This is a genomic window from Allobosea sp. NPDC055332 (assembly GCF_053645455.1).
Map to the genome: position 1 here is coordinate 297,356 of NZ_JBSHMO010000001.1, position 20,915 is coordinate 318,270.

At 68.4% G+C, this 20,915-nt stretch carries 19 protein-coding genes; 11 read left to right on the plus strand and 8 right to left on the minus strand.

Annotation, left to right across the window (positions count from 1 at the left end):
* Positions 1 to 98 precede the first annotated feature (98 nt).
* From ACWIGM_RS01575 to dksA, 5 genes are all read left to right on the plus strand, one after another.
* Entirely contained in the window at positions 99 to 1,073 is a 975-nt protein-coding gene (locus ACWIGM_RS01575; RefSeq protein ID WP_454024172.1) for a tripartite tricarboxylate transporter substrate-binding protein, read from the plus strand.
* Positions 1,074 to 1,142: 69 nt separating this feature from the next.
* Complete coding sequence (locus ACWIGM_RS01580; RefSeq protein ID WP_454024173.1) at positions 1,143 to 2,219, plus strand: tartrate dehydrogenase; 1,077 nt, start codon at positions 1,143 to 1,145, stop codon at positions 2,217 to 2,219.
* A gap of 99 nt (positions 2,220 to 2,318) precedes the next feature.
* On the plus strand, positions 2,319 to 3,692 hold the full coding sequence (locus tag ACWIGM_RS01585) for an MBOAT family O-acyltransferase (protein WP_454024174.1): 1,374 nt from the start codon (positions 2,319 to 2,321) through the stop codon (positions 3,690 to 3,692).
* On the plus strand, positions 3,667 to 4,671 hold the full coding sequence (locus ACWIGM_RS01590) for an SGNH/GDSL hydrolase family protein (protein ID WP_454024175.1): 1,005 nt from the start codon (positions 3,667 to 3,669) through the stop codon (positions 4,669 to 4,671). The genes ACWIGM_RS01585 and ACWIGM_RS01590 overlap by 26 nt, the downstream gene beginning before the upstream one ends.
* 146 nt (positions 4,672 to 4,817) lie before the next feature.
* Positions 4,818 to 5,240, plus strand: coding sequence for an RNA polymerase-binding protein DksA (gene dksA / locus ACWIGM_RS01595; RefSeq protein ID WP_454024176.1), 423 nt, complete (start codon positions 4,818 to 4,820; stop codon positions 5,238 to 5,240).
* 251 nt (positions 5,241 to 5,491) lie between these two features.
* On the opposite strand, the gene flgH is transcribed toward dksA, so the two are convergent.
* From flgH to flgF, 4 genes are read right to left on the minus strand one after another with little or no spacing between them, the layout of a single operon-like run.
* A complete protein-coding gene (gene flgH / locus ACWIGM_RS01600; RefSeq protein WP_454024177.1) occupies positions 5,492 to 6,232 on the minus strand; it encodes a flagellar basal body L-ring protein FlgH in 741 nt (246 codons plus the stop codon).
* 32 nt (positions 6,233 to 6,264) lie between these two features.
* Positions 6,265 to 7,296, minus strand: a complete 1,032-nt coding sequence (gene flgA, locus ACWIGM_RS01605; RefSeq protein WP_454024178.1) for a flagellar basal body P-ring formation chaperone FlgA — start codon at positions 7,294 to 7,296, stop codon at positions 6,265 to 6,267.
* 14 nt (positions 7,297 to 7,310) lie between these two features.
* Entirely contained in the window at positions 7,311 to 8,099 is a 789-nt protein-coding gene (gene flgG / locus ACWIGM_RS01610) for a flagellar basal-body rod protein FlgG (protein WP_454024179.1), read from the minus strand.
* 20 nt (positions 8,100 to 8,119) lie between these two features.
* Entirely contained in the window at positions 8,120 to 8,863 is a 744-nt protein-coding gene (flgF, locus tag ACWIGM_RS01615) for a flagellar basal-body rod protein FlgF (protein ID WP_454024180.1), read from the minus strand.
* 287 nt (positions 8,864 to 9,150) lie between these two features.
* Between flgF and fliL the strand changes: the two genes are divergently transcribed.
* Genes fliL through ACWIGM_RS01635 form a run of 4 tightly spaced genes read left to right on the plus strand, consistent with a single transcriptional unit; the run spans position 9,151 to position 12,085 of the window.
* Positions 9,151 to 9,666 (plus strand): flagellar basal body-associated protein FliL, encoded by a 516-nt coding sequence (gene fliL / locus ACWIGM_RS01620; protein WP_454024181.1) that lies wholly within the window; start codon positions 9,151 to 9,153, stop codon positions 9,664 to 9,666.
* Positions 9,667 to 9,696: 30 nt separating this feature from the next.
* Positions 9,697 to 10,827 carry a flagellar motor switch protein FliM gene (gene fliM / locus ACWIGM_RS01625; protein ID WP_454024182.1) on the plus strand — a complete coding sequence of 377 codons (1,131 nt, stop codon included), beginning with the start codon at positions 9,697 to 9,699 and terminating at the stop codon, positions 10,825 to 10,827.
* A gap of 17 nt (positions 10,828 to 10,844) precedes the next feature.
* Positions 10,845 to 11,291 (plus strand): DUF6468 domain-containing protein, encoded by a 447-nt coding sequence (locus ACWIGM_RS01630; RefSeq protein ID WP_454024183.1) that lies wholly within the window; start codon positions 10,845 to 10,847, stop codon positions 11,289 to 11,291.
* The gene (locus ACWIGM_RS01635; RefSeq protein WP_454024184.1) at positions 11,288 to 12,085 is read left to right on the plus strand and encodes a MotE family protein; all 798 of its coding nucleotides are present in this window, start codon (positions 11,288 to 11,290) and stop codon (positions 12,083 to 12,085) included. The genes ACWIGM_RS01630 and ACWIGM_RS01635 overlap by 4 nt, the downstream gene beginning before the upstream one ends.
* Before the next feature lie 21 nt (positions 12,086 to 12,106).
* Here ACWIGM_RS01635 and ACWIGM_RS01640 read toward each other — a convergent pair whose 3' ends face one another.
* The gene (locus ACWIGM_RS01640) at positions 12,107 to 13,072 is read right to left on the minus strand and encodes a Bug family tripartite tricarboxylate transporter substrate binding protein (RefSeq protein WP_454024185.1); all 966 of its coding nucleotides are present in this window, start codon (positions 13,070 to 13,072) and stop codon (positions 12,107 to 12,109) included.
* Between the two features lie 73 nt (positions 13,073 to 13,145).
* Positions 13,146 to 13,895 carry a 2-amino-5-chloromuconate deaminase CnbZ gene (cnbZ, locus tag ACWIGM_RS01645; RefSeq protein ID WP_454024186.1) on the minus strand — a complete coding sequence of 250 codons (750 nt, stop codon included), beginning with the start codon at positions 13,893 to 13,895 and terminating at the stop codon, positions 13,146 to 13,148.
* 142 nt (positions 13,896 to 14,037) lie between these two features.
* On the opposite strand from cnbZ, the gene ACWIGM_RS01650 reads away from it, so the two are divergent.
* Both ACWIGM_RS01650 and ACWIGM_RS01655 read left to right on the plus strand, forming a co-directional pair.
* On the plus strand, positions 14,038 to 14,946 hold the full coding sequence (locus ACWIGM_RS01650; protein ID WP_454024187.1) for a LysR family transcriptional regulator: 909 nt from the start codon (positions 14,038 to 14,040) through the stop codon (positions 14,944 to 14,946).
* A gap of 107 nt (positions 14,947 to 15,053) precedes the next feature.
* On the plus strand, positions 15,054 to 18,458 hold the full coding sequence (locus tag ACWIGM_RS01655; protein ID WP_454024188.1) for a tetratricopeptide repeat protein: 3,405 nt from the start codon (positions 15,054 to 15,056) through the stop codon (positions 18,456 to 18,458).
* 92 nt (positions 18,459 to 18,550) lie between these two features.
* Here the strand turns inward: ACWIGM_RS01655 and fliP are convergent, their stop codons facing one another.
* Positions 18,551 to 19,312, minus strand: a complete 762-nt coding sequence (gene fliP / locus ACWIGM_RS01660) for a flagellar type III secretion system pore protein FliP (protein WP_454024189.1) — start codon at positions 19,310 to 19,312, stop codon at positions 18,551 to 18,553.
* A gap of 113 nt (positions 19,313 to 19,425) precedes the next feature.
* Positions 19,426 to 20,757 (minus strand): hypothetical protein, encoded by a 1,332-nt coding sequence (locus tag ACWIGM_RS01665; RefSeq protein WP_454024190.1) that lies wholly within the window; start codon positions 20,755 to 20,757, stop codon positions 19,426 to 19,428.
* Positions 20,758 to 20,915 lie beyond the last annotated feature (158 nt).

A 20,915-nucleotide genomic window follows, 5' to 3' on the forward strand; every position in this document is an offset into this window, starting at 1 on the left:
TCCCGCGATGACGATAAGCCATGCAAACTTCCATGGAAGATAAATGGGAGAGCAGACCGACGCGCCGCGCAACGGCGCCGACCTCAGGGAGAGAACCGATGAAGCGAATGCTGCTTACGCTGGCGCTCGGGCTGGCAGCGACATCTCCGGCCATGGCGCAGACGCCCTATCCGAACCGCGCGATCACGCTGGTCGTGCCTTTCGCCGCCGGTGGCACCACCGACATCGTCGCAAGATTGATGGCCGACCATATGGGCCGCACGCTCGGCCAGTCGGTCGTGGTCGAGAACGTCGCCGGCGCCGGCGGCACCACCGGCGCGGCCCGCGTCGCCAAGGCGACGCCGGACGGCTACACGCTGCTGATGGGCAATCTCGGCACGCAGGCGGCGAGCGTCGGGCTCTATCCCAAGCTCTCCTATGACCCGCGCACCGATTTCGAGCCGGTGATGAACTCGGCCTCGACGCCGATGCTGGTGGTCGCCAAGAAGGACCTACCGGTCAAGGATTTCCGCGAATTCGTCGCCTATCTCAAGGCCAATGCCGAGAAGCTGAACTATGGCTCCGGCGGCGTCGGCTCGACCTCGCATCTGACCTGCCTCTTCCTCGACTCGCTGCTTGGCACCAAGCCGCAGCACGTCCCCTTCCGCGGCTCCGGGCCGGCGCTGAATGCGTTGCTCGGCGGCCAGGTCGACTATGTCTGCGACCAGACCATCGCGATCGTCCCCAGCGTCCAGGCCAAGGAGGGCAAGGGCCTCGTCGTCGCGGTCAAGGAGCGGCTTCCGGTCATTCCCGATGTCCCGACATCGGCCGAGCAGGGCCTGCCGCAGTTCCAGGCCACAGGCTGGAACGCGATGTTCGCCCCCAAGGGCACGCCGAAGGAGATCGTCGACAAGCTGAACGCCGCCGCCCGCGCCGCGCTCAAGGACGAGCCGACGCGCAAGCGCTTCCTCGATCTCGGCGCCGAACTGCCCGACGAAGCCGGCCAGACGCCCGCCGCGCTCGGCGAGCTCGTCCGCAGCGAGATCGACAAATGGGTGCCGGTCATCCGCAATGCCGGTGTGACGGCGCAGTAATCACCAAGGCGGCGCCCCCACGGGGCGCCGCATCATCGCAACAGCAGCACGACAGCATCGGACAAGAGCATGCGCACGCACAGGATCGCCGCCATCGGCGGGGACGGCATCGGTCCCGAAGTCATCGCCGCCGGGCTCCAAGCCCTCGATGTCTGCGCCGAGCGCGATGGCGGCTTCCGCCTCGACATCGAAGCCTTCGACTGGGGCTCCGACTATTACCGCAGGCACGGCGTGATGATGCCGGCCGACGGTGCCGACCAGTTGCGCGCCTTCGATGCGATCTTTTTCGGCGCCGTCGGCGCGCCTGATATCCCCGATCACCTGACGCTCTGGGGCCTGCGCCTCGCGATCTGCCAGCCGCTCGACCAGTACGCCAATGTCCGCCCGACGCGCATCCTGCCGGGGATCGTGAGTCCGCTGCGCCATGTCTCCGGTCCCGAGCTCGACTGGGTGATCGTGCGCGAGAACTCCGAGGGCGAGTATTCCGGCGTCGGCGGCCGCGTCCACAAGGGCCTGCCCGAGGAGGTCGCGACCGATGTCGCGATGTTCACCCGCGCCGGCGTCACCCGGATCATCCGCTACGCATTCGTGGTCGCCAGCGCGCGGCCGCGCAAGCTGCTGACGGTCGTCACCAAATCCAACGCCCAGCGCCACGGCATGGTGATGTGGGACGAGATCGCCGCCGAGGTGGCGCAGGAATTCCCGGATGTCACCTGGGACAAGATGCTGGTCGACGCCATGACCATGCGCATGACGCTGAAGCCGGAGACGCTCGACACCATCGTCGCGACCAATCTCCACGCCGACATCCTGTCTGACCTCGCCGCGGCGCTGGCCGGCTCGCTCGGCATCGCGCCGACCGCGAATCTCAACCCGGAACGCAAGAGCCCGTCCATGTTCGAGCCGATCCACGGCTCGGCCTTCGACATCACCGGCAAGGGCATCGCCAACCCGGTCGCGACCTTCTGGACCGGGGCGATGATGCTGGAGCATCTCGGCGAGAAGGCCGCAGCGGCGCGCCTGATGCGCGCGGTCGAGCGCGTCACCGCCGACCCTGCTTTGCATACGCCCGATCTCGGCGGCAAGGCGACGACTGCGCAAGTTACCGAGGCCGTCTGCGAAGCGCTGCGCGGCGACAACATCTGAGCGACGGGGCGCTGGCGAAGGCGATGTGCGACGTCCTGACCATGACAGGGCGGCGATAATCGTCTAAGGCGGCGCTCTCCCGCCGCCCTCGCCCGCCCGATGCTATTCAACTCCTTCGCCTTCCTGCTCGGCTTCCTGCCGCTGGCGCTCGCCCTGCACTGGCTGGTCGAGCGCTTCGTGCCGGCCTGGCGGCTGCCGCTGCTGGCGCTGCTCTCCTTCGCCTTCTATGGCTGGTGGGACTGGCGCTTCGTGCCGCTGCTCGCCTTCTCGATCCTGCTCAACTGGCTGATCGCGGAAGCCTTCCTGAAGACCAAGCGCGGCGCGCTGATCACGCTCGCCATCGCGATCAACCTCGCGATCCTGGCGCTGTTCAAATACTTTAACTTCTTCGCCGATCTCGCTGCGATGATTCCGGGATTGCCAACGACGAAGCTCGATCTGGCGCTGCCGCTCGGCATCTCCTTCTTCACCTTCCACCATGTGATGTACCTGACCGATCTGCGCCGGGGCGAAGCCCCGCGCTACGATCTCGTCCGCTACGCGCTCTATATCGCCTTCTTCCCGCAGGTGCTGGCCGGCCCGCTGGTGCGCTGGCGCGAGATCATGCACCAGCTCGACGAGCGGCCTTACCTCAGGCCCGACGCGGCCGAGCGTATCGCCCGCGGCATCATGCTGTTGACGCTCGGCCTGGCGAAGAAGGTCCTGATCGGCGATCCCCTGGCGGAATATGCCAACCCGGTCTTCGCCGCGGCCGCCGCCGGCGACGTTGTCAGCATGGCGCAGGCCTGGCAGGGCACGCTCGCCTTCACCTTCCAGATCTATTTCGACTTCTCCGGCTACACCGACATGGCGCTCGGTCTTGCCCTGCTCTTCGGCATCGTGCTGCCGCAGAACTTCGACGTGCCCTATCGTGCGGTCAGCCTGCAGGATTTCTGGCGGCGCTGGCACATGACCTTGTCGCGCTTCCTGCGCGACTATCTCTACATCCCGCTCGGCGGCTCGCGGCATGGCCTGCCGCTGCAACTCTGGGCGCTGTTCGCCACCATGGCGCTCGGCGGCCTCTGGCACGGCGCCGGCCTCAACTTCGTCGCCTGGGGCGTGGCGCATGGCGTCGTGCTCGCCATCGGCGTGCTCTGGCGGCGCGCCGGGCTGCCGATGCCGAAGCTGCTCGGCTGGGCGCTGACCTTCCTCTTCGTCGCCTTCTGCTGGGTGCTGTTCCGCGCCTCCTCCTTCGACGCGGCGCTCGTCATCTACAAGGGCATGCTCGGCCTTTCGCCCGTCGGCACCGGCTTCAAATGGCGCGCCTTCCTGCCGGCCATTGCCGTCGCGATGATCGGCCCGACCGCCTGGGCCGCGGTGCACAAGGCCCCGCCGGCGCGCTGGCTCGCCGTCGTCACCGCCATCCTCTTCGTGCTGGTCCTGTTCAAGATCGGCGACGACGCCAATTATGAGTTCATCTACTTCCAGTTCTGAGGCGCGTTGGGGCGGCTTCGGCCGCGCCTTCCTGCTCGCGGCGACCTTCATTGTCGCAGCGCTGCTGGCGCTCGCCTTCCTGGTCGATCCCTATGACAGCGGGCGCTCGCCATTGAAGCTGAAGACCGGCGTCAGCCCGCAGGGGCCGCGCACCGCCGCCGCCAGCCGAGGCCGTGACCCGCAGTTCTCCGGCGCGATCTTCGGCAACTCGCATATCCAGCTCGTCTCGCCGGAACAGCTGACGCAGCAGACCGGCGTCCCCTTCGTCTCGCTGATCGCCCCGGCGACCGGCCCGCGCGAAAGCCTCGTCTTGCTCGACTGGTTCCTGCGCCAGCGCAAGGAGCCCGCCAGGGCGCTGGTGATCGGCATCGACGTGCGCTGGTGCACGCCCGACCCGACGCTGGCAATCGAGAAGCCCTTCCCGTTCTGGCTGTTCGAGGCCTCGACCGCGCGCTACCTCGCCGGGCTGGTCCGCTTCGACGTGATCGAAGAGACGCTGCGCCGCCTGCGCTATCTTTCGGCGAAGGCGCCCGAGCGCGCCCGCCCGGACGGCTACTGGGACTACGAGGCCGGCTACGAGGTCCAGGGTTTCCACAGCGATCCCGTCCGCCGCGCCAAGCTGCTCGAGCCGCTCGACACCAGCGGCGGCAACCTCGCCGGCCCCTTCCCTGCCGCCACCGCGCTGCGCCAGCTGCTCGGCAGGATGGCGCCGGACGTGCCGGTCGTGCTGGTGCGGCCACCGAATTTCATCTCCGCCCTGCCGGTGCCCGGCAGCACCGGGGCCAAGGCCGACGCCGCCTGCCGCGACGCCTATGCAAGGCTCGCCGCAGAACGGCCGCGAACCGCCCTTATCGACTGGCGGATCGACCGGCCGGAGAATCGCGAGCCGGACAACTATTTCGACCATACCCACTACCGGCAGAGGATCGCCCGGCCGCTCGGAGCCGACATCGCCGCTGCGGTCATGGGATTGCGCTGATTTTCCAGCACTTTGCCAGCTTGTTCACGGCTGCGCGAAAGCGATTGTTCCCGATGTGACCAATCGCTATAAGGGCGCCAAATCGGCGGCCACCACACGGCAAAGCCGGGGGGCCTTCGAGCGGACGCTCATGCAGAAGGCCTCTCATGTCGAAGCAGATCAGTCTCGATCCCGACTACAAGCCCTCCGACAGCGAGCCGTTCATGAATGAGCGGCAGCGCGAATATTTCCGCGGCAAGCTCCTGGCCTGGAAGGAGGAGATCCTGAAGGAGGCCAAGGAGACCCTGGTCACCCTGCAGAGCGAGAGCGAGAACCATCCCGACATCGCCGACCGCGCCTCCTCGGAAACCGACCGCGCCATCGAGCTGCGCGCCCGCGACCGCCAGCGCAAGCTGATCTCTAAGATCGACAGCGCGCTCGCCCGCATCGAGGACGGTTCCTACGGCTATTGCGAGGAGACCGGCGAGCCGATCTCGCTCAAGCGCCTGGAGGCCCGCCCGATCGCAACGCTTTCGCTGGAGGCACAGGAGCGCCACGAGCGCAACGAGCGGGTGTTCAGGGACGATTGATCCGTTCGCTTCGCGCCAGACATATCCCTTGCTTTGTGAACCTCCCGCTCACTCGCGGGAGGTTTTTATTTGCGCCAAACGCAAAGCCCCGCGCGGGAGGGCGCGGGGCTTCTGGCCGCCAGCCTGGATAGCTGGGGAGCGTGGCGGGCGGCCGGGAGGAGCGGCGGCTCGGGAGAGACCGCCGGCCCGGCGCGAAGGCTTGGAACGTGGGGAGCGTTGCCGTCGCACCGGAAACTCGGGATCGGGTGAGGTCAGAAGGGCAGCAGGATGTCCATCACCTGCTGGCCGTAGCGCGGCTGCTGCACATCGGTGATCTGGCCGCGGCCGCCATAGGCGATGCGGGCCTGGGCGATCTTGGCCGATTCGATCGTGTTGTCGGATTCGATGTCCTCGGGCCGGATCACGCCGGCGACGATCAGTTCGCGCACCTCGAAATTGACCCTGATCTCCTGCTTGCCCTCGATCACCAGATTGCCGTTCGGCAGGGTCTGGGTGACGACGGCGGCGACGTTGGTGGCGAGCTGCTCGGCCCGGCGCACCGAGCCCGAGCCTTCGCTGGACGAATCCGAGTCGAGCTTCAGGAACGAGCTGGGATCGGAGTTCTTCTTCCACTTCGTCTCGGCGCCGAAGAAGTTCTCGGCGCCGAGATCCTCGCCATTCTTGCGGCTGCGCTTGGTGGTGTTGTCGAGCTGGGCCCGGTCGGTGACCTTGACCTTGACGGTGACGAGGTCGCCGACGAGCCGGGCGCGCTGATCCTTGAAGAAGGCGCGCGAGCCGGTGCGCCAGAGCGAGTTCGGCGCGTAGGAGGCGTGCTCCACCGCCGGCATCGGCATCTGCACGGGCTTGTAGCCCTTCGTCGCGGTAGGATCCTCGATCGGCGACAGCGCAGGCGCCTGGCCGACATTGGCGAGCCTGTCTGCGGCTCCGCAGGCTCCGAGCAGGAGCGTCACGCCGAGGACGGCGGGAATGGCGAGAGGATTGGTCCGGGTCATGGCAACGGTCCGCAACTGGAGCAATGGGATCATCAGCGGGCAGCGGCGATCTGGCCGCCGCCCTGCGGGCTGACATTGACGCGCCCGGGACCGGTGACGGTTCCCTGCAGCACGCGCTTCGACTGGGGATTGGTGATCGAGATGACATCGCCCATAGCGCCGGCCTCGTTGGCCCGGCCGCGCATGTTGATCGCGATGCCACGCGACTCGTAGATGATGGTGACGATCTCGCCGCGTCCGACGATCTCCTCGCGCTGGACATCGCTGCTGCGCAGCACCGAGCCGGCCACCAGCATCCGCTTGGCGACCTTGCCGACCACCGCCTTCATCTCGCCGAGCGCGTCGTTGAATTGCGAATCGCGCGGCCGGCGCTCGATGGTGACGTCTGCGGGTGTAAGCGTCTCGCCGCGGGCGATCGTCCTCAACGGCACGACCACCTCGGCGGTCTCGACCAGTTGCCCGGAGACGCGCACCGGCTTCAGCCTGGTCGCGGCGCTGCCCGGCATGGTCAGGCGGCCGGTGACGCGGCGGCTGCGCGCATCGTAGTTCAGGTCGAGTGCGGTGAGGTCACCGGTCAGCTCGGGCTCGACCACGACCGACGGCGCGCCGCCGTCGAGCAGCAGCGCGAAGGCGCGCCCATCGAAGCCGAAGCGCTCGAGCAGGGCCGATTTCACGGCAGCCTCGACATCGAGCCCGGTGATCCGGCGCGCCGCACGCGTCACCACGACCTGGGCAACGCCCTGGCTGTCGAGGTCCTGTGCGTCGCGCAGGAGGCCCTGCTTCACCGCCGCCTCGACGATACGGCTGACCTGGATCGTACCGGTATCGCCGAGCGCCGGCGCCCGGAAGGCCGGCAGCGCCGCATCCTGTGGCGACAGGCCGGCGATCAGGTCGCCGAAGCCGACAATGTCGCGCGAGAGCGTGAGATCTGTCTTCAGCTTGAGCTTGCCGACGGCCGCCTGCACCGCGGCCGGGGCGCGCTCGCCGGCCGGCGCGGCAGTTTGTGCCGGCGCCATGGCCGGGACCGCGGTCAGGGCGGCGACGAGGAGAACGGAGCGGATCATCTGGCTCATCCCTCTCAGCGCATGATCTGCGTGGTGGACTGCATCATCTGGTCGGCGGCCGAGATCACTTTGGAGTTCATCTCGTAGGCGCGCTGCGCCGCGATCAGCGACGACAATTCGGTCACCGCCTGGACGTTGCCTTCTTCCAGGTAGTTCTGCTGCAGCGTGCCGAAGCCTTCCTCGCCGCCGAGCCCGTCGATCGCCGGGCCGGAGCCGGCCGTCTCGATGAAGAGGTTGTCGCCGATCGATTCGAGGCCGACCTTGTTGATGAAGCGGGTCAGCTGGATCTGGCCGAGCTGCTGCGGCGCGGTCTGGCCGGGCAGCGTGACCTCGACCGTTCCCTGCGCGTTGATGGAGACGCCGGTCGCGTTGTTCGGGACGGTGATGCCGGGCTGGACGACATAGCCGTCGCGCGTCACCAGCCTGCCCTGGTTGTCGAGGTCGAAGGAGCCGTCGCGCGAATAGGCGGTGCGCCCGTCCGGCATCTGGATGCGGAAGAAGCCCTCGCCGCGGATCGCGAGGTCGTACTGTTTTTCCGTCGGCGTCAGGTTGCCCTGGCTCATCACCCGCCCGGTCGACGCGGTCTTGACGCCCGAGCCGACGAAGGTGCCGGCCGGAACCTGCGTGTTCTGGTCCGAGGTCTGCGTGCCGGCGCGGCGGAAATGCTCGTAGAGCAGGTCCTGGAAATGGACGCGCTGGCGCTTGTAGCCGGTGGTGCGGACGTTCGCGATGTTGTTCGAGATGACCTGGACGTTGAGTTCCTGGGCCATCATGCCGGTGGCGGCGGTGTAGAGTGCGCGCATGGATCTGGCTCCTCTCCGCGTCAGGCTTGCTGATCGGCCAGGCGGGTGATCGCCTTGGCACGCAGTTCATCGGTCTTGCCCATCATCGCCGACAGGGTCTGGTAGGCGCGCTGGACCTCGACCAGCCGGGTCATCTCGACCACGGCCTTGACGTTGGAGCGCTCGATCGCGCCGGTCTCGAGCCGCGCCTGCGGGCCGGCCGGCTGGGCGGCGGTGGTCGACGAGAACAGGTTGGTGCCGTCGCTGGCGAGCGCGGCGGGATTGTTGAAGCGGACGATCCGGAGCTTGCCGCGCTGGCCCTGGTCGGTGGAGACGGTGCCGTCGGTGGCGATGCGCGCATTGCTCTCGGTCGAGCCGAAGACGATCGGCCCGCCATCGCCCATCACCGGCTGGCCGGCCTGGGTGACGAGCTGGCCCCGCCCGTTGATCTCGAGCGAGCCGGCGCGAGTGTAGCGCTCGCCCTGCGGGGTCTGGACGACGAGGTAGTTGTCGCCCTGCAGCGCGATGTCGAGCGGGTTGCCGGTGCGCTCGATCATGCCTTGCGACAGATCGATCGGCGTCCCCTTGTCGATGACATAGGAGAGCCGCCGATCCATCGTCGGAAAGGTGTCGGCGCGCGCCGTCGGCGAGATGTATTCGGCAAAGCGGGCCGAACGGGCCTTGAAGCCGTTCGTGCCGACATTGGCGACGTTGTTGGCGATGACGTCGAGCTCGCGCGCCAGAGCCATCTGGCGCGACAGGCTGACGAGAAGCGCGTTTTCCACGGCTCCTGCTCCCGATCTGTCCCATGGCCGCCCCGACGCTCCCCAGCGCGGTGGCCACGGCAAACAGGTGGCAAGCGACGTGCCAACATGGTTAATCCAGACAAATAATTGATATCATTGAAGATAGATTGGAGGACGGCCTTCACCACGGCTGGACAGAACTGGCCCGCGCGGCAGAAACGACCCGGCAAAAATTGCCCTCCTTAACGGGCCGTTAACCGTAACTCGGCAAGGTCTGGAGCAGAGAGACGGGCCGGGCGGCGCCCGTCCCGGGCGGGCGGGCCGAGATGGCGAAGAAGGCGAACAAGGACGAGGATGCCGCCGAAGGCGGAGCCGAAGAGACGCCGAAGTCCGGCAAGAAGAAGCTCGTCATGATCGGCGGCGCCGTGGCGCTCGTCGCCGTGCTCGGCGGCGGTGGCTGGTTCTTCTTCATGAAGAAGAAACCCGCCGACGAGGTGGGCGCCGAGCAGGCCGCCGCGGCTGCCAAGAAGCTGATCACCTTCGTCGAGATGAAGGACATGATGATCGGCATTTCCGCCGGCCCGCAGCAGGACCGCCAGCCGATCGTCAAGATCAAGGTCGCGCTCGAGATCGCCGACCCCAAGACCGCCGACCAGGTCAAGCCGTTGTTGCCGCGCGTCGAGGACGCCTTCCAGGTCTTCATGCGCGAATTGCGCCCCTCCGACCTCGACGGCTCGGCTGGCATGTACCGGCTGAAGGAAGAATTGCTGCGCCGGGTCAACGTCACGGTCTACCCGGCCAAGGTCGACGCCGTCCTCTTCAAGGAACTGCTGCTGCAATAGCAGTGGCCTGATCGCGCAAAGCAGACCGCCATGGCCAATGACGATCTCGAAGCCCAGGACAAGGACAAGGTTCCGCTGACGCCGGAGGGCATGGCGGCCGAATGGGCCACCATGCCCGACGTCGTCACCGACGAAAGCGGCGAGGCCGAAGCCAATATCGATCGCCTGATGAATCAGGAAGAGATCGACACCATGCTCGGCTTCTCCATCGGAGAGGACGGCAAGGGCGGCCGCAACGGCATCCAGGCGATCGTCGATTCGGGTTCAGTCACCTATGAACGCCTGCCGATGCTCGAGATCATCTTCGAGCGTCTGGTCCGCCTTCTCTCCACCAGCCTGCGCAACCTGTTCAGCGACAATGTCGAGGTGACGCTGGAGGGCATCCGCTCGGTCCGCTTCGGCGACTACATCAACTCGATTTCGCTGCCGGCGATGCTCGCCGTGTTCAAGGCCGAGGAATGGGACAATTTCGGCCTCGTCACCATCGAGTCCGCCCTCACCTATTCGGTGCTCGACACCATGCTCGGCGGCAAGCGCGGCCAGGCTGCGGCGCGGGTCGACGGGCGCCCCTTCACCTCGATCGAGATGAGCCTGCTGCGCCGCGTGATCGGCGTCGTGCTCGGCGATGCCGAGGCTGCCTTCCGGCCGCTCTCGCCGGTCAACTTCAGGGTCGACCGGATCGAGTCCAATCCCCGCTTCGTCTCGATCTCGCGGCCCGCCAACGCCGCTATCCGCGTCGAGCTGCGCTTCGACATGGAAGGCCGCGGCGGCTCTCTCCATCTGCTCCTGCCTTACGCCACCATCGAGCCGATCCGTGAATTGCTCCTCGAGAGCTTCATGGGTGAGAAGCTCGGCCGCGACCCGATCTGGGAGAACCATCTCGCCACCGAGGTCTGGCAGGCGGACGTTGCCGTGAAGTGCGTGCTGCACGAATGCACCATGCCGCTGAAGCGGGTGATGAAGCTCGAGATCGGCGACACGCTGATGTTCGACGCCCGTCCCGATTCGGTCGCCTCGCTGCGCTGCGGTGAGTTCATCGTCAGCGAGGGCCGGATCGGCCGGGTCGACGACAAGATCGCCGTCCAGGTCGTCAGCCCGCTGCGGCGTTCGAAGACGACCATGGCCGCCTTCGACACCAGCCATCTCAATCCGGCGTCCTGAGCAGGGAGACCCGCCCCATGACCATCACCCTGATCGCCGACGCACTGGTCGCCTGCCTGCTGGTCGCCACCATCATCACCTGTTTCGTGCTGTCCAAGCGCATCGAGCGGCTGAAGGCTGATGAGAGCGCGATGCGCCAGACCATCGGCGCCCTGATCTCCGCCACCGATACGGCCGAGCGCGCCATCGCCGGCCTGAAGCTGACGCTCGGCGATTGCGACCGCACCCTCGCCGAGCGCCTGCAGACCGCCGAGCGCTATGCCGCCGATCTCGCCCAGCAGATCGAGGCCGGCCAGACCGTGATGGAGCGGATCGGCCAGATCGTCAGTGCCGCCAGCCTGGTCGCCTCGAAGCCTGAGCCCGCCGCCGAGAAGCCTGCTCTCTCGCGCATGGCGAGCGCCGCCGATGCCGCTGCCGCCATCCGCGCCCGCGCCACCCGCCGGCTCGAAGGCCAGGCTGCGTGATCCAATCGCCCCGCCTCATCCCGGCAGTCATCCTCGGCGCCATGGGTCTCCTGGCGCTGAAGTTGCTTGCCTGGACGGCGGAGCCTAGCCCGGGCAAGATCCCCGCCAGTCCCCAGGTGTTCACCGCAAAGCCGGAGAAGGAGGTCTGGGGCCTCGCCAAGATCATCGCCAAGGCCCATCAGCCGGACACGTTCATGGACCCCGAGACCACCGGCACGATCGACCCGCCCAAGCCCAAGGTCGTGCCGGAGGAACAGGCCAAGCGCGACGCCGCCCCGAACAACAAGGCCGGCTTGATGAACGGCACCGCCCAGCCGATCTCGCCGGCGGAGAAAGCCCTGCTGGAGCGTCTCGGGCAGCGCCGCGAGGAGATCGAGGCCCGCATGCGCGAGCTCGACATGCGCGAAAAGCTGCTCGACTCGGCCGAGAAGAAGCTCGGCGGCCGCGTCGACGACCTGAAGGCGCTCGAGGAGAAGGTCGAGGGCCCGCGCAAGCAGGAGGCCGAAGCCAATCAGGCGGTCAAGAACCTGGTGATCATGTACGAAACGATGAAGCCGAAGGATGCCGCCCGCGTCTTCGACCGGCTGGCGCTCGACATCCTCGTCCCGGTCGTCCAGCAGATGAATCCGCGCAAGATGTCGGACGTGCTCGCCGCCATGTCGCCGGAAGCAGCCGAACGGCTCACTGTCGCGCTCTCGGTGCGCGGGCGTCCGGCTGTCGCCACCGAGCGCGCCCCGGCCCCCACGCCGGCGGGTACCGAGTTGCCGGCGATCGAGCCCGCGCCGCGGCGCTGAGCGCGGCTGCCGGCCCGGCGATCACTGCTGAACGGCGATGCCGTTCTCCTTGATGATCGTCGCATAGGTCGCGACATAGCGGTCGATCACCTTTTCGAACTCCGCGCCCGGCCGCGCCAGCACGGTGAAGCTCAAGGCCTGCAGGCGTTCGCGCACATCCGGGCGCGCCAGGGCCGCGAGCCAGGCGCGCTCCAGCGCCTCGCGGGCCGGCGCCGGCGTGTCGCGCCTGACCATGATGCCGAACCAGCTGTCCGAGAGAAGATCCGGCAGGCCGAGCTCGGCAAAGGTCGGAACATTCGGCAACTCCCGCACCCGCTTGTCAGCGGTGACCGCGAGCGCGAGCAGCTTGCCTTCCTCGATCGGCTGGACGACGTCAGGCAGGTTGCTCAGCGCGAAATCGATCCGGCCGGCATACAGGTCGACGAAGAGCTGCGAGGTGCCGTTATAGGGTGCGTGGACAGCCTTGCCGCCGGCCAGTCGCAGGAAATGCTCGGCGCCCAGATGCGGCGAGGTGCCGATGCCCGGCGAGCCATAGGTCATCGAGCCCCCGCTTTCGCGCAGGCGCTTGAGGAAACCCGGCCAATCGGTCTTCAGCGACGGCGCTGCCACGAGGACGTGAGGCACCACGGTCGCCTGCACCACCGGGACGAAGGCGCGCTGCCAATCGGCGGTTCGCGCCCGCAATGTGATGTTCGCCGCGAAGCTGTTGGCGATCATCAGCATTGTATGGCCGTCGGGCGGCGACTTCAGCGTCTCCGCACCGGCGATGACGGTGGCAGCCCCGGCGATGTTCTCGACCACGACGGTCTGGCCGAGCGTCTCCTTGAGGCTCTCCTGCGCCAGCCGCGCCACCGGGTCCATCGACGTACCCGGCGTGAAAGGGAGGATCAGGCGCACCGGGCGCTCCGGCTTCCAGGGGGATTGCGCCCTTGCCAGCGTCGGCAGGGTCAGCCCCGCAAGGAGAAGCGCACGTCGATCAAGCAACATCGGGATCCTCCACCACCGTACCGTTCGACTTCCGGCAACACATCGGAGCGCGTGCAGCGACCGGGCCGACGCCTCAGATCACGATCTCCCGCGGCAGCCCGCGCACATCCATCTCGTAGTCGAGCACCGCCACGGGCGGCCGGGAGAAGTGCCAGGTCACGGCGCGGCCGAGGCTGGTGACGGGCCCGAGGACCTCCGCCAGCAGCGGATGAATGTCGCGCACCGTGTAGATGTTCGTGACCGTGGCATCGCCCCAGCCATGGCCGAGCCCCGCGAGCCGACGGCCCATCTCGCCCATCACCCATTCGGCCTTGGCCCGAACGCCCTCGGGCGAGGCATCGCCCAGCCGGATCGTGCCCTGCGCGTAGCTCGCGCCACCCTCGGGCGCCTCGCCGCTGCCGGCCACCACGAAGCTCGGCCGGGCCGAGGCGTCCGGAACGGTGTAGCTGAAAGCGTGCAGCGCGACGGTGTCCGGCTTGCCGAACTCCGGGCAGATGTTCGTCCGGGCAACCGGATTCACCTGCCCCTGCAGGACCCCCCATTGGTCGAGCCGGGAGGCATAGAGCCGGTTGAAGGCATCGAACCCGCCTTCCGAGAAGGGCTCGGGCGAGCGCAGTTCGCAGGCGCAGAGCGCGGTGAGTGGCCTGCCCGCCTGCTTCAGATGCGCCTCGATGAGCGCAAGGCCACGGTCCATCGGCACCGGGGCCGCCAATTGCGCCCGTTCGATCCGGAAGCCCGGTTCGGCCGCGACACCGCCGGAATACTGGTAGACGGCCGGGATGAACCGGTAGCTGCCGTCCTGGCTGGTTCGGGTTGAGTACATCGGGTCGGATCCTCGCCTGGTTTTCCTAAGTCGTAGAGGCCAGGCCGGCTGATCAGCCAGCATGCATTCGAGGAGAGTTCGTTGCCGATCCGGCAACACTCACCTACGATCCAGGCTCTCGCATCGACCGCGGCCCCTTGCCATGTCGCTCACCCGCTATCGCTATTTCGCGCTCGTCGCCGATCACGGCTCGGTCCGCGAGGCAGCCGATGCGCTGCGCGTCGCGCCATCGGCGATCAGCCGCCAGGTCGCCAGCCTCGAGGAGGAGTACGGCACAGCGCTGTTCGAGCGCCGGGCGCGCGGAATGAGGCTGACCACCGCGGGAACGGCGGTGCTCGAGACAGCCCGCACCATCCTCGACAGCGTCCAGACGGCGCGTGCCGCGATCGAGGAGCTGCAAGGCATGAAGCGCGGGCATGTGCGCGTCTGGACGGTCGAGGGCGCGATGGATGACTTCGTCTACCCGGCCCTTGCCGAGTTCTCGGCCGCCCATCCCTCAGTGAGCTTCGACATCATGGTCGCGAGCTCGGACCAGCTCGTGCAGCGTCTGCTCGACGACGAGGCCGATGTCATCGTGGCCTTCAACCCGATCCTGCATCGCAGCGTCCTCTCGCTCGCGGAGATCGCCGACGCGCTCGTCCTCGCCGCGCATCCGGACGATGCCGTCGCCGGGCGGCCGTCGGTGAGGATTGCCGAGATCGGCGAGATGCGCCTTGCCCTTCCCGACCGGACCTTCGGTCTGCGGCGTCTCGTCGACGACATGGTCACAGCGACCGGGATCGAGCTCAAGCCGGCGCTGGTCACGAATTCGATCGCATCGCTGCGCTCTTTCGCCCGGGCGGGCCTCGGCGTCAGCGTCCTGACCCGCTGCGCGACGCGGCGGGACGTCACCGAAGGGCGGCTGGTGGCAGTTCCACTGCAGGGTCGCAACCTGCGCAAGGCCTGCCTCAAGATCTGCGTGCGCAAGGGGCGCAACCTGTCCCCGGCGGCGCGGGCGCTGTCGCGGCATCTGGCGCGGAGCGCAAGGAAATACGCCGCAGGGCAAGCGTAGCCGGGAGGGCTTTTCTTAACCCGCCGTTATCCTTGACGGGCTAGCCTCCGCGCAGGTTGGAGCGGCCTGTCGCCGCTCCGCCAATCGCGTCGAGTTGAGTAGCGGTCGTGCGTATCCTGCGGTCCCTGAGCTTCGGCATCGGCCTGGCGGCACTGAGCCTTGCTGCCGGCTTCGTCGCGCCGGCAGTGGCGGCCACCGCGACCTTGCGCGGCGAAGCCATGCGCGCCGGCTTCGGCCGCCTCGCCTTCGCCTTCGATGAGCCGGTGACGACACGGGTGCGCGTCGCCAACGGCGTCGTCATCATCGGCTTCAGCCAGCCGGTGAAGCTCGACCTGAGCCGGCTCGCCGCCGAGCTGCCGAGCTATATCTCCGTGGTGCGAATCGACCCGGACGAGCGCGGCCTGCGCCTGGCGCTCGCCCGCCCCTATCGCGCCAACCTGCTAGAAGCCGGCGACAAGGCTTTCATCGATCTCCTGCCCGAGAACTGGACCGGCCAGCTGCCGGGCCTGCCGCCCGAAGTCCTCGCCGAGCTGACCCAGCGCCTGCGCCTCGCCGAGGGGCGCGCCCGCGAGATCGCGCGCATGCCGGCGCCCACGCCGAAGCCCCTCGGTTTCCGCACCGCCCGCCTGCCCACGCTCGATCGCCTGATGTTCTCGGCGCCGCCGGAGGCCCTGCTCACCCCGAGCCTGGACGACGGCAAGCTGACGCTGAATTTCGACCAGGCGCTGGCGGTGACGCCATCACAGATCCGCAGCCTGCTGCCGGCCGATTTCACACTGGAACAGGCGACGATCGGCAACGACCGGACGCAGCTCGTCTTCACCGTGCCGAAGGAGCGCCAGCTCCGCAGTTTCCGCGACGAGGCCGGCTGGACCGTCGACCTGCCGCATACCGGCGCCGCCGTCCCGCTCTCGCTCGCCGATCTGCAAGCGGCCGCGCCGGCCGAAGCCAAGCCGGCCGACACCAAGGCAGCCGAGCAGAAGCCGGCTGCAGCGCCGCCATCTCCTGCTCCGAAAACCGATGCCCCCCAGGGCCAGGCCCAGCCCAGGCCGGCGGCTGCGATCGCCGATGCGCCACCTCGGGATGTCGAGGTCGCCTCCGCGGCGGACGGCGATGGCGGCCGCATCGACTTCCGCTTCTCGCGGCCGACAGGCGCCGCCGCCTTCGCCGAGCCCGGCCGGGTCACGCTCGTCTTCGATACGCGCGACACGCTCGACCCGGACAAGCTCAAGGGCATGCTGCCGGCGCTGGTCGAGGACATCACCGTCACCCGTGAGGCCAAGGTCACGCTCGTGCGGTTGAAGACGCGCCGCCAGCAGATCGTGCGGCTCTCCGATGATGGACCGCAATGGTCGCTGACCTTCGGCGACAAGGCGGGCAAGCCGGCCGGCGCGCTCGCGCCCCGCCGCGACGCCGACGAGCGTGGCCAGACCATCGTCGCGGTCCCGGTTCCGGGGCTGACCGGCGTGCACTGGCTGGAGAACAGCGAGGGCGGCCCGATGATCGCGGTCGCGACCGCGCTCGGGCCGACGCGCGCCGTCCCGAAGCCCTATCGCTTCATCGAGTTCGGCCTGCCGCAAAGCGCCCATGGCGTCGTCGTCAGTGCCGTCGCCGACGATCTCGCCGTGCGCGCCGACACCGACGCCGTCCGGATCGGTCGCCAGAACGGGCTGATCGTCAGCCTCGACGCCAGCAAGGAAAACGAGGCGGAGAAGAAGAACGCCCAGGCTGCACCCCAGCCACTGCTCGACAGCGAGGCTTGGTCCGCGCTGCACACCACGGACATCCGCGACCGCGCCGCGGCCTTGCTGCGCGAGGTCGCCGCCGCCTCGCGCGGCCGCAAATCCGAGACCCGGCTGGCGCTGGCGCGTTTCCTCGCCGCTAACGGCATGATGCCGGAAGCGGCCGGGCCGCTGAATGCGCTGCTCGCAGACGACGCCGCAATGCGCGGCAACCGCGACGCGCTCTTCCTGCGCGGTCTGATCGCCACCCGCATGCATCGCAGTGCCGAGGCGCTGAAGGCTTTCGACGCCGCCCCCATTCGCGAAGAGGCCGAGACCGGGCTCTGGCGTGCGCTCTCGGAGCAGCGGCTCGGCCGCAACGCCCAGGCGCTCGCCGGCTTCCGCCGGGCCGAGGGCATCCTCGATCGCTATCCCGCCGATCTCCAGGCCGAGTTCCGCCCGGCCATGGTGCGGGCCGCGCTCGCCGCCGGCGAGGCGACGGTGGCGGAAAAGCAGATCGGCCGGCTCGCCGAGATGCCCGAGGATCTGGTCAATCCCGAGGAGCTGGCGCTGCTGCGCGCCCGGCTCGACGATGTCAGCGGCCGGCCGGAGGCGGCGATCAACGGCTACAAGCCGCTGTTCGAGGCGAAAGCGCGGCCTGTCGCGGCCGAGGCGCAATTGCGCGCGGTGAAGCTCGCCCGTGCCGAGAAGCGCACGGATTTCTCGGCCGACGAGGCCATCGCCCGGCTCGAAACCGTCTCGGCGATCTGGCGTGGCGGCGAGGTCGAGATCGAGGCGCTGGCCGAACTCGGCCGCCTCTATGCCGAGCAGCAGCGCTGGCGCGACGCCTTCCAGACGGCGCGGCGCGCCAACGAGGTTTTCCCGGAGCACCCGGCAACGCGGCTGCTGCACGACGAGACCGCCCAGCGCTTCGAGGCGCTGTTCAGCGACCCCGACCTCGAGAAGCTGCCGAGGCTCGAAGCTCTGGCGCTGTTCTACGACTTCAAGGACTATCTGCCCATCGGCCGGCGCGGCGACGAGATCACCCGCCTGCTCGCCGACCGGCTGGTCGAGCTCGACCTGCTCGATCAGGCCAGCGAGATCCTGCAATACCAGATGGACCGGCGTTTGACCGGCGCGGCACGCTCCACCGTGGCGACGCGGCTCGCCATGATCCGGCTGATGAACGGCAAGCCAGCTGAAGCCTTGCAGGCGGTCGTCTCGACCCGGCTGGCCGAGCTACCGGCCGACGTCAAGCGCGCCCGCCTGCTGCTGGAGGCCAAGGCCCTGTCCGACCTGTCGCGCACCGATCAGGCGCTCGACCTGCTCGAAGGCGAAAGCGGACCCGAGGTCGACCGGCTCAACGCCGACATCCTCTGGAACGGCCGGCGCTGGCGCGAGGCGGGCGAGGCGCTCGAACGCATCCTCGGCGAAAGCTGGCGCGGTCAGGCACCGCTCGGCGATGGCGAGCGCGGCGACGTGATGCGCACGGCGATCGCCTATGTCATGTCGAACGAGGCGCTCTCGCTCGACCGGTTGCGCACCAAGTTCGCCTCCAAAATGGCGCAGGGCGCGGATGCAAGGCTGTTCGGCTTCGTCACCGGCGCGAGCCGGGCCAGCGCCGCCGACATCCGCGAGGCCGCGCGCTCGGCCGCCGGCTCCGACACCATGACCGACTTCCTCAAGGAATACCGCAAGCGCTACCCGGCCTATTCCAGCGCCGTGCGCGAGAGGCGCAAGCCTGCCGAAGCCGACGCCGCCAATACCGGCTCGAAGCCGGGTCAGGGCTGAGCCCGCCCCTCCTCCGAGCCCTCATCCTGAGGAGCAGCCGTCAGGCTGCGTCTCGAAGGATGAGGGCTCGGTGTAGAATCGGCGATGGCGCGTCAGCTGCCGTAACTCTTCACCAGCGAGCCGGCGACCAGCCCCCAGCCGTCGACCAGCACGAAGAAGATCAGCTTGAACGGCAACGCCACCGTCACCGGCGGCAGCATCATCATGCCGACCGACATCAGGATCGAGGCGACCACCAGGTCGATGATCAGGAACGGCACGAATAGAAGGAAGCCTATCTCGAAGGCGCGCCTGAGCTCCGAGATCATGAAGGCAGGCACCAGCACCTGGATCTGGATGTCCTGCGGCCGCTCCGGCCTGGGTTCGCGCGACATCTCCATGAACAGCGCCAGGTCCTTCTCGCGCACATGCTTCAGCATGAATTCGCGGAACGGCACGATGCCGCGCTCGAACGCCTCCTGCGGCTGCATCTGCCCGGCGATCAAGGGCGCGCCGGCGACGCGATAGGCCTCCTTCAGCGTCGGCGCCATCACGAAGCCGGTCAGGAACAGCGAGAGCCCGATGATCACGGCATTGGGCGGCGCGGTCTGGGTGCCGATCGCCGAACGCAGCAGCGACAGCACCACGGCGATGCGGGTGAACGAGGTCACCATGATCAGGATCGACGGCGCCAGCGACAGCACCGTGATCGCGGCGATCAGCTGCAGCGCCCGCTCGGTGACGCCGCCCTGGCCGAGATCGAGCGACAGCGTCTGGGCCTGCGCCGCAGCGGCGATCCCGAGCACGCCAAGCGCAGCGGCGGACACCGCCAGCCAGCGCAATCTCCGTCCCGTGGGTGTCCGCGTGCCCATCATCCGTCCCGGCCCGAATCAAGGCGCGGGCTCGGGGAACGCTAGTTCAAGGTACCGGGACGCACGAAGCGCATTTCCCGCGCTATCCCCTGCCGCCTTGGCGGCTGCGGGGTGGCTCAGCCCTTCGGCTTGGGATCGCGCCCGAGCAGGCGGGCGAACTCGGCCTCGATCGCATCGACCGAGAACGGATCATCCTCGGGCGGCTTGGCCGCTGGCTTCGGCTCGGCCGGCTTGGCTTCGGCAGGCTTTGTCTCGGCAGGCTTGGCTTCCGCGGACTTGGCCTCAGCGGGCTTTGCTCCCGCCGGCTTGGCTTCGGGCGACTTGTCCTCGCCCTTGGCCGGTGCTTCGGCTGCCTCGGCCTTGACGGAATCCGGCCCGTCGTCGAGCACGTCGTCCAAAATGGGCCCGAACTTGGCGGGCTTGCCCTGATCCGCAGCCGGGGCCGGCGGCGCCTGCTCCTTCACCGGTACGGACTTCTTCTCCTCCGCCTTGGCGGGCTCGATGGCTGGCGCCTTCGGTGGGGCGAAGACCGGCGGGGCGACCAGCGGCGCTTCCGCGGCGGCGGGCCGGGCCGGCGCGGGCTTCAGCCCCAGCGCCATTTCGAGCTCCGCCTCCATGTCGAGCGCCGGCCTCGCGGGCGCAGGGACTGCCGGGGTTGCAGGGACCTGCGGTTTGGCGGCGACTACGGGGGAAGCCGGCAGCGCGACAGGCGCCGGGGGCGGAACTGCAGGCTTCGGCGCCGGGATTTCGGCCTCGGTGCGTGGGCTGCCAGTCCCCGGGCGCACAGCCGAGAACGGACGCTTCAGCGCCTCTTCGAGCTGGCGGGCCATGTCGCCGAGCTCGCTGGCGCTGGCCGCCGGAGCCGGATCCCGAGCCAGGGTCGCACCGATCCCGGCAACGCCCGCCGCCACTGCGGCAGGAACCGGAGCCGGCGCAGGCCGTGGCGGCTGAGGCTGAGCGGTCGGGCGCGCCGGGGGCGGCGTCAGAGGACGCAGCGGCGGCACGGGATCGACCGGAACGGCCGGGGCGGGCACCGGCGAAGGCGGTAGCGGGCGCGGCTCCTCGATGGGCTGCGGACGTGGCTCAGGTTCGAGCGCCAGCGGCCGCTCCGCCATGGCCTCGCTCGGCGTGGGAACCGCGACGCGCCCGCCGCTGCGCACGATATTGGTTTCGACGACGACGTCGGACGCGCCGCCGATCATGACGAGATGCTCGACATTGTCGCGCCGCACCAGGATCAGCTGGCGCTGGCGGTCGAGATCGTAGACATCGACCACGCCGAGGCGCGGCTGGCGGGTGCGGCCCCCACCCTGGCCCTTGAACTTCAGCCGACCGCCGCTCATCCGCCGCAGGAAGAAGCCCAGCAGCGCGACCAGGAGCAGCACCACTGCGAAGGCGATGATCCAACGCAGGCCGGAGGAAAGTTCGAAGCCAAACAGAGTCTGCAAGGTCTGCCTCATGAAGCGACGCGACAGCCGCCGACCGCTCTTTGTAAGGGCGATCAGACGGATAGACGGAGCTGGCTATATCATAAGCGTCGCCAGTTCGAGAAACATGGTTAGCAGATGGTTAACATGAACCTGCAGATCGCGCCGGATTAACCGCG

Coding starts and splice junctions, on each gene's coding strand:
- ACWIGM_RS01630 (WP_454024183.1), top strand. CDS start 10,845: ATGACCATCACCCTGATCGCCGACGCACTGGTCGCCTGCCTGCTGGTC.
- flgH (WP_454024177.1), bottom strand. CDS start 6,232: ATGACCCGGACCAATCCTCTCGCCATTCCCGCCGTCCTCGGCGTGACG.
- ACWIGM_RS01650 (WP_454024187.1), top strand. CDS start 14,038: ATGTCGCTCACCCGCTATCGCTATTTCGCGCTCGTCGCCGATCACGGC.
- flgG (WP_454024179.1), bottom strand. CDS start 8,099: ATGCGCGCACTCTACACCGCCGCCACCGGCATGATGGCCCAGGAACTC.
- dksA (WP_454024176.1), top strand. CDS start 4,818: ATGTCGAAGCAGATCAGTCTCGATCCCGACTACAAGCCCTCCGACAGC.
- fliM (WP_454024182.1), top strand. CDS start 9,697: ATGGCCAATGACGATCTCGAAGCCCAGGACAAGGACAAGGTTCCGCTG.
- ACWIGM_RS01640 (WP_454024185.1), bottom strand. CDS start 13,072: ATGTTGCTTGATCGACGTGCGCTTCTCCTTGCGGGGCTGACCCTGCCG.
- cnbZ (WP_454024186.1), bottom strand. CDS start 13,895: ATGTACTCAACCCGAACCAGCCAGGACGGCAGCTACCGGTTCATCCCG.
- fliL (WP_454024181.1), top strand. CDS start 9,151: ATGGCGAAGAAGGCGAACAAGGACGAGGATGCCGCCGAAGGCGGAGCC.
- ACWIGM_RS01575 (WP_454024172.1), top strand. CDS start 99: ATGAAGCGAATGCTGCTTACGCTGGCGCTCGGGCTGGCAGCGACATCT.
- ACWIGM_RS01585 (WP_454024174.1), top strand. CDS start 2,319: ATGCTATTCAACTCCTTCGCCTTCCTGCTCGGCTTCCTGCCGCTGGCG.
- flgA (WP_454024178.1), bottom strand. CDS start 7,296: ATGATCCGCTCCGTTCTCCTCGTCGCCGCCCTGACCGCGGTCCCGGCC.
- ACWIGM_RS01590 (WP_454024175.1), top strand. CDS start 3,667: ATGAGTTCATCTACTTCCAGTTCTGAGGCGCGTTGGGGCGGCTTCGGC.
- ACWIGM_RS01580 (WP_454024173.1), top strand. CDS start 1,143: ATGCGCACGCACAGGATCGCCGCCATCGGCGGGGACGGCATCGGTCCC.
- fliP (WP_454024189.1), bottom strand. CDS start 19,312: ATGATGGGCACGCGGACACCCACGGGACGGAGATTGCGCTGGCTGGCG.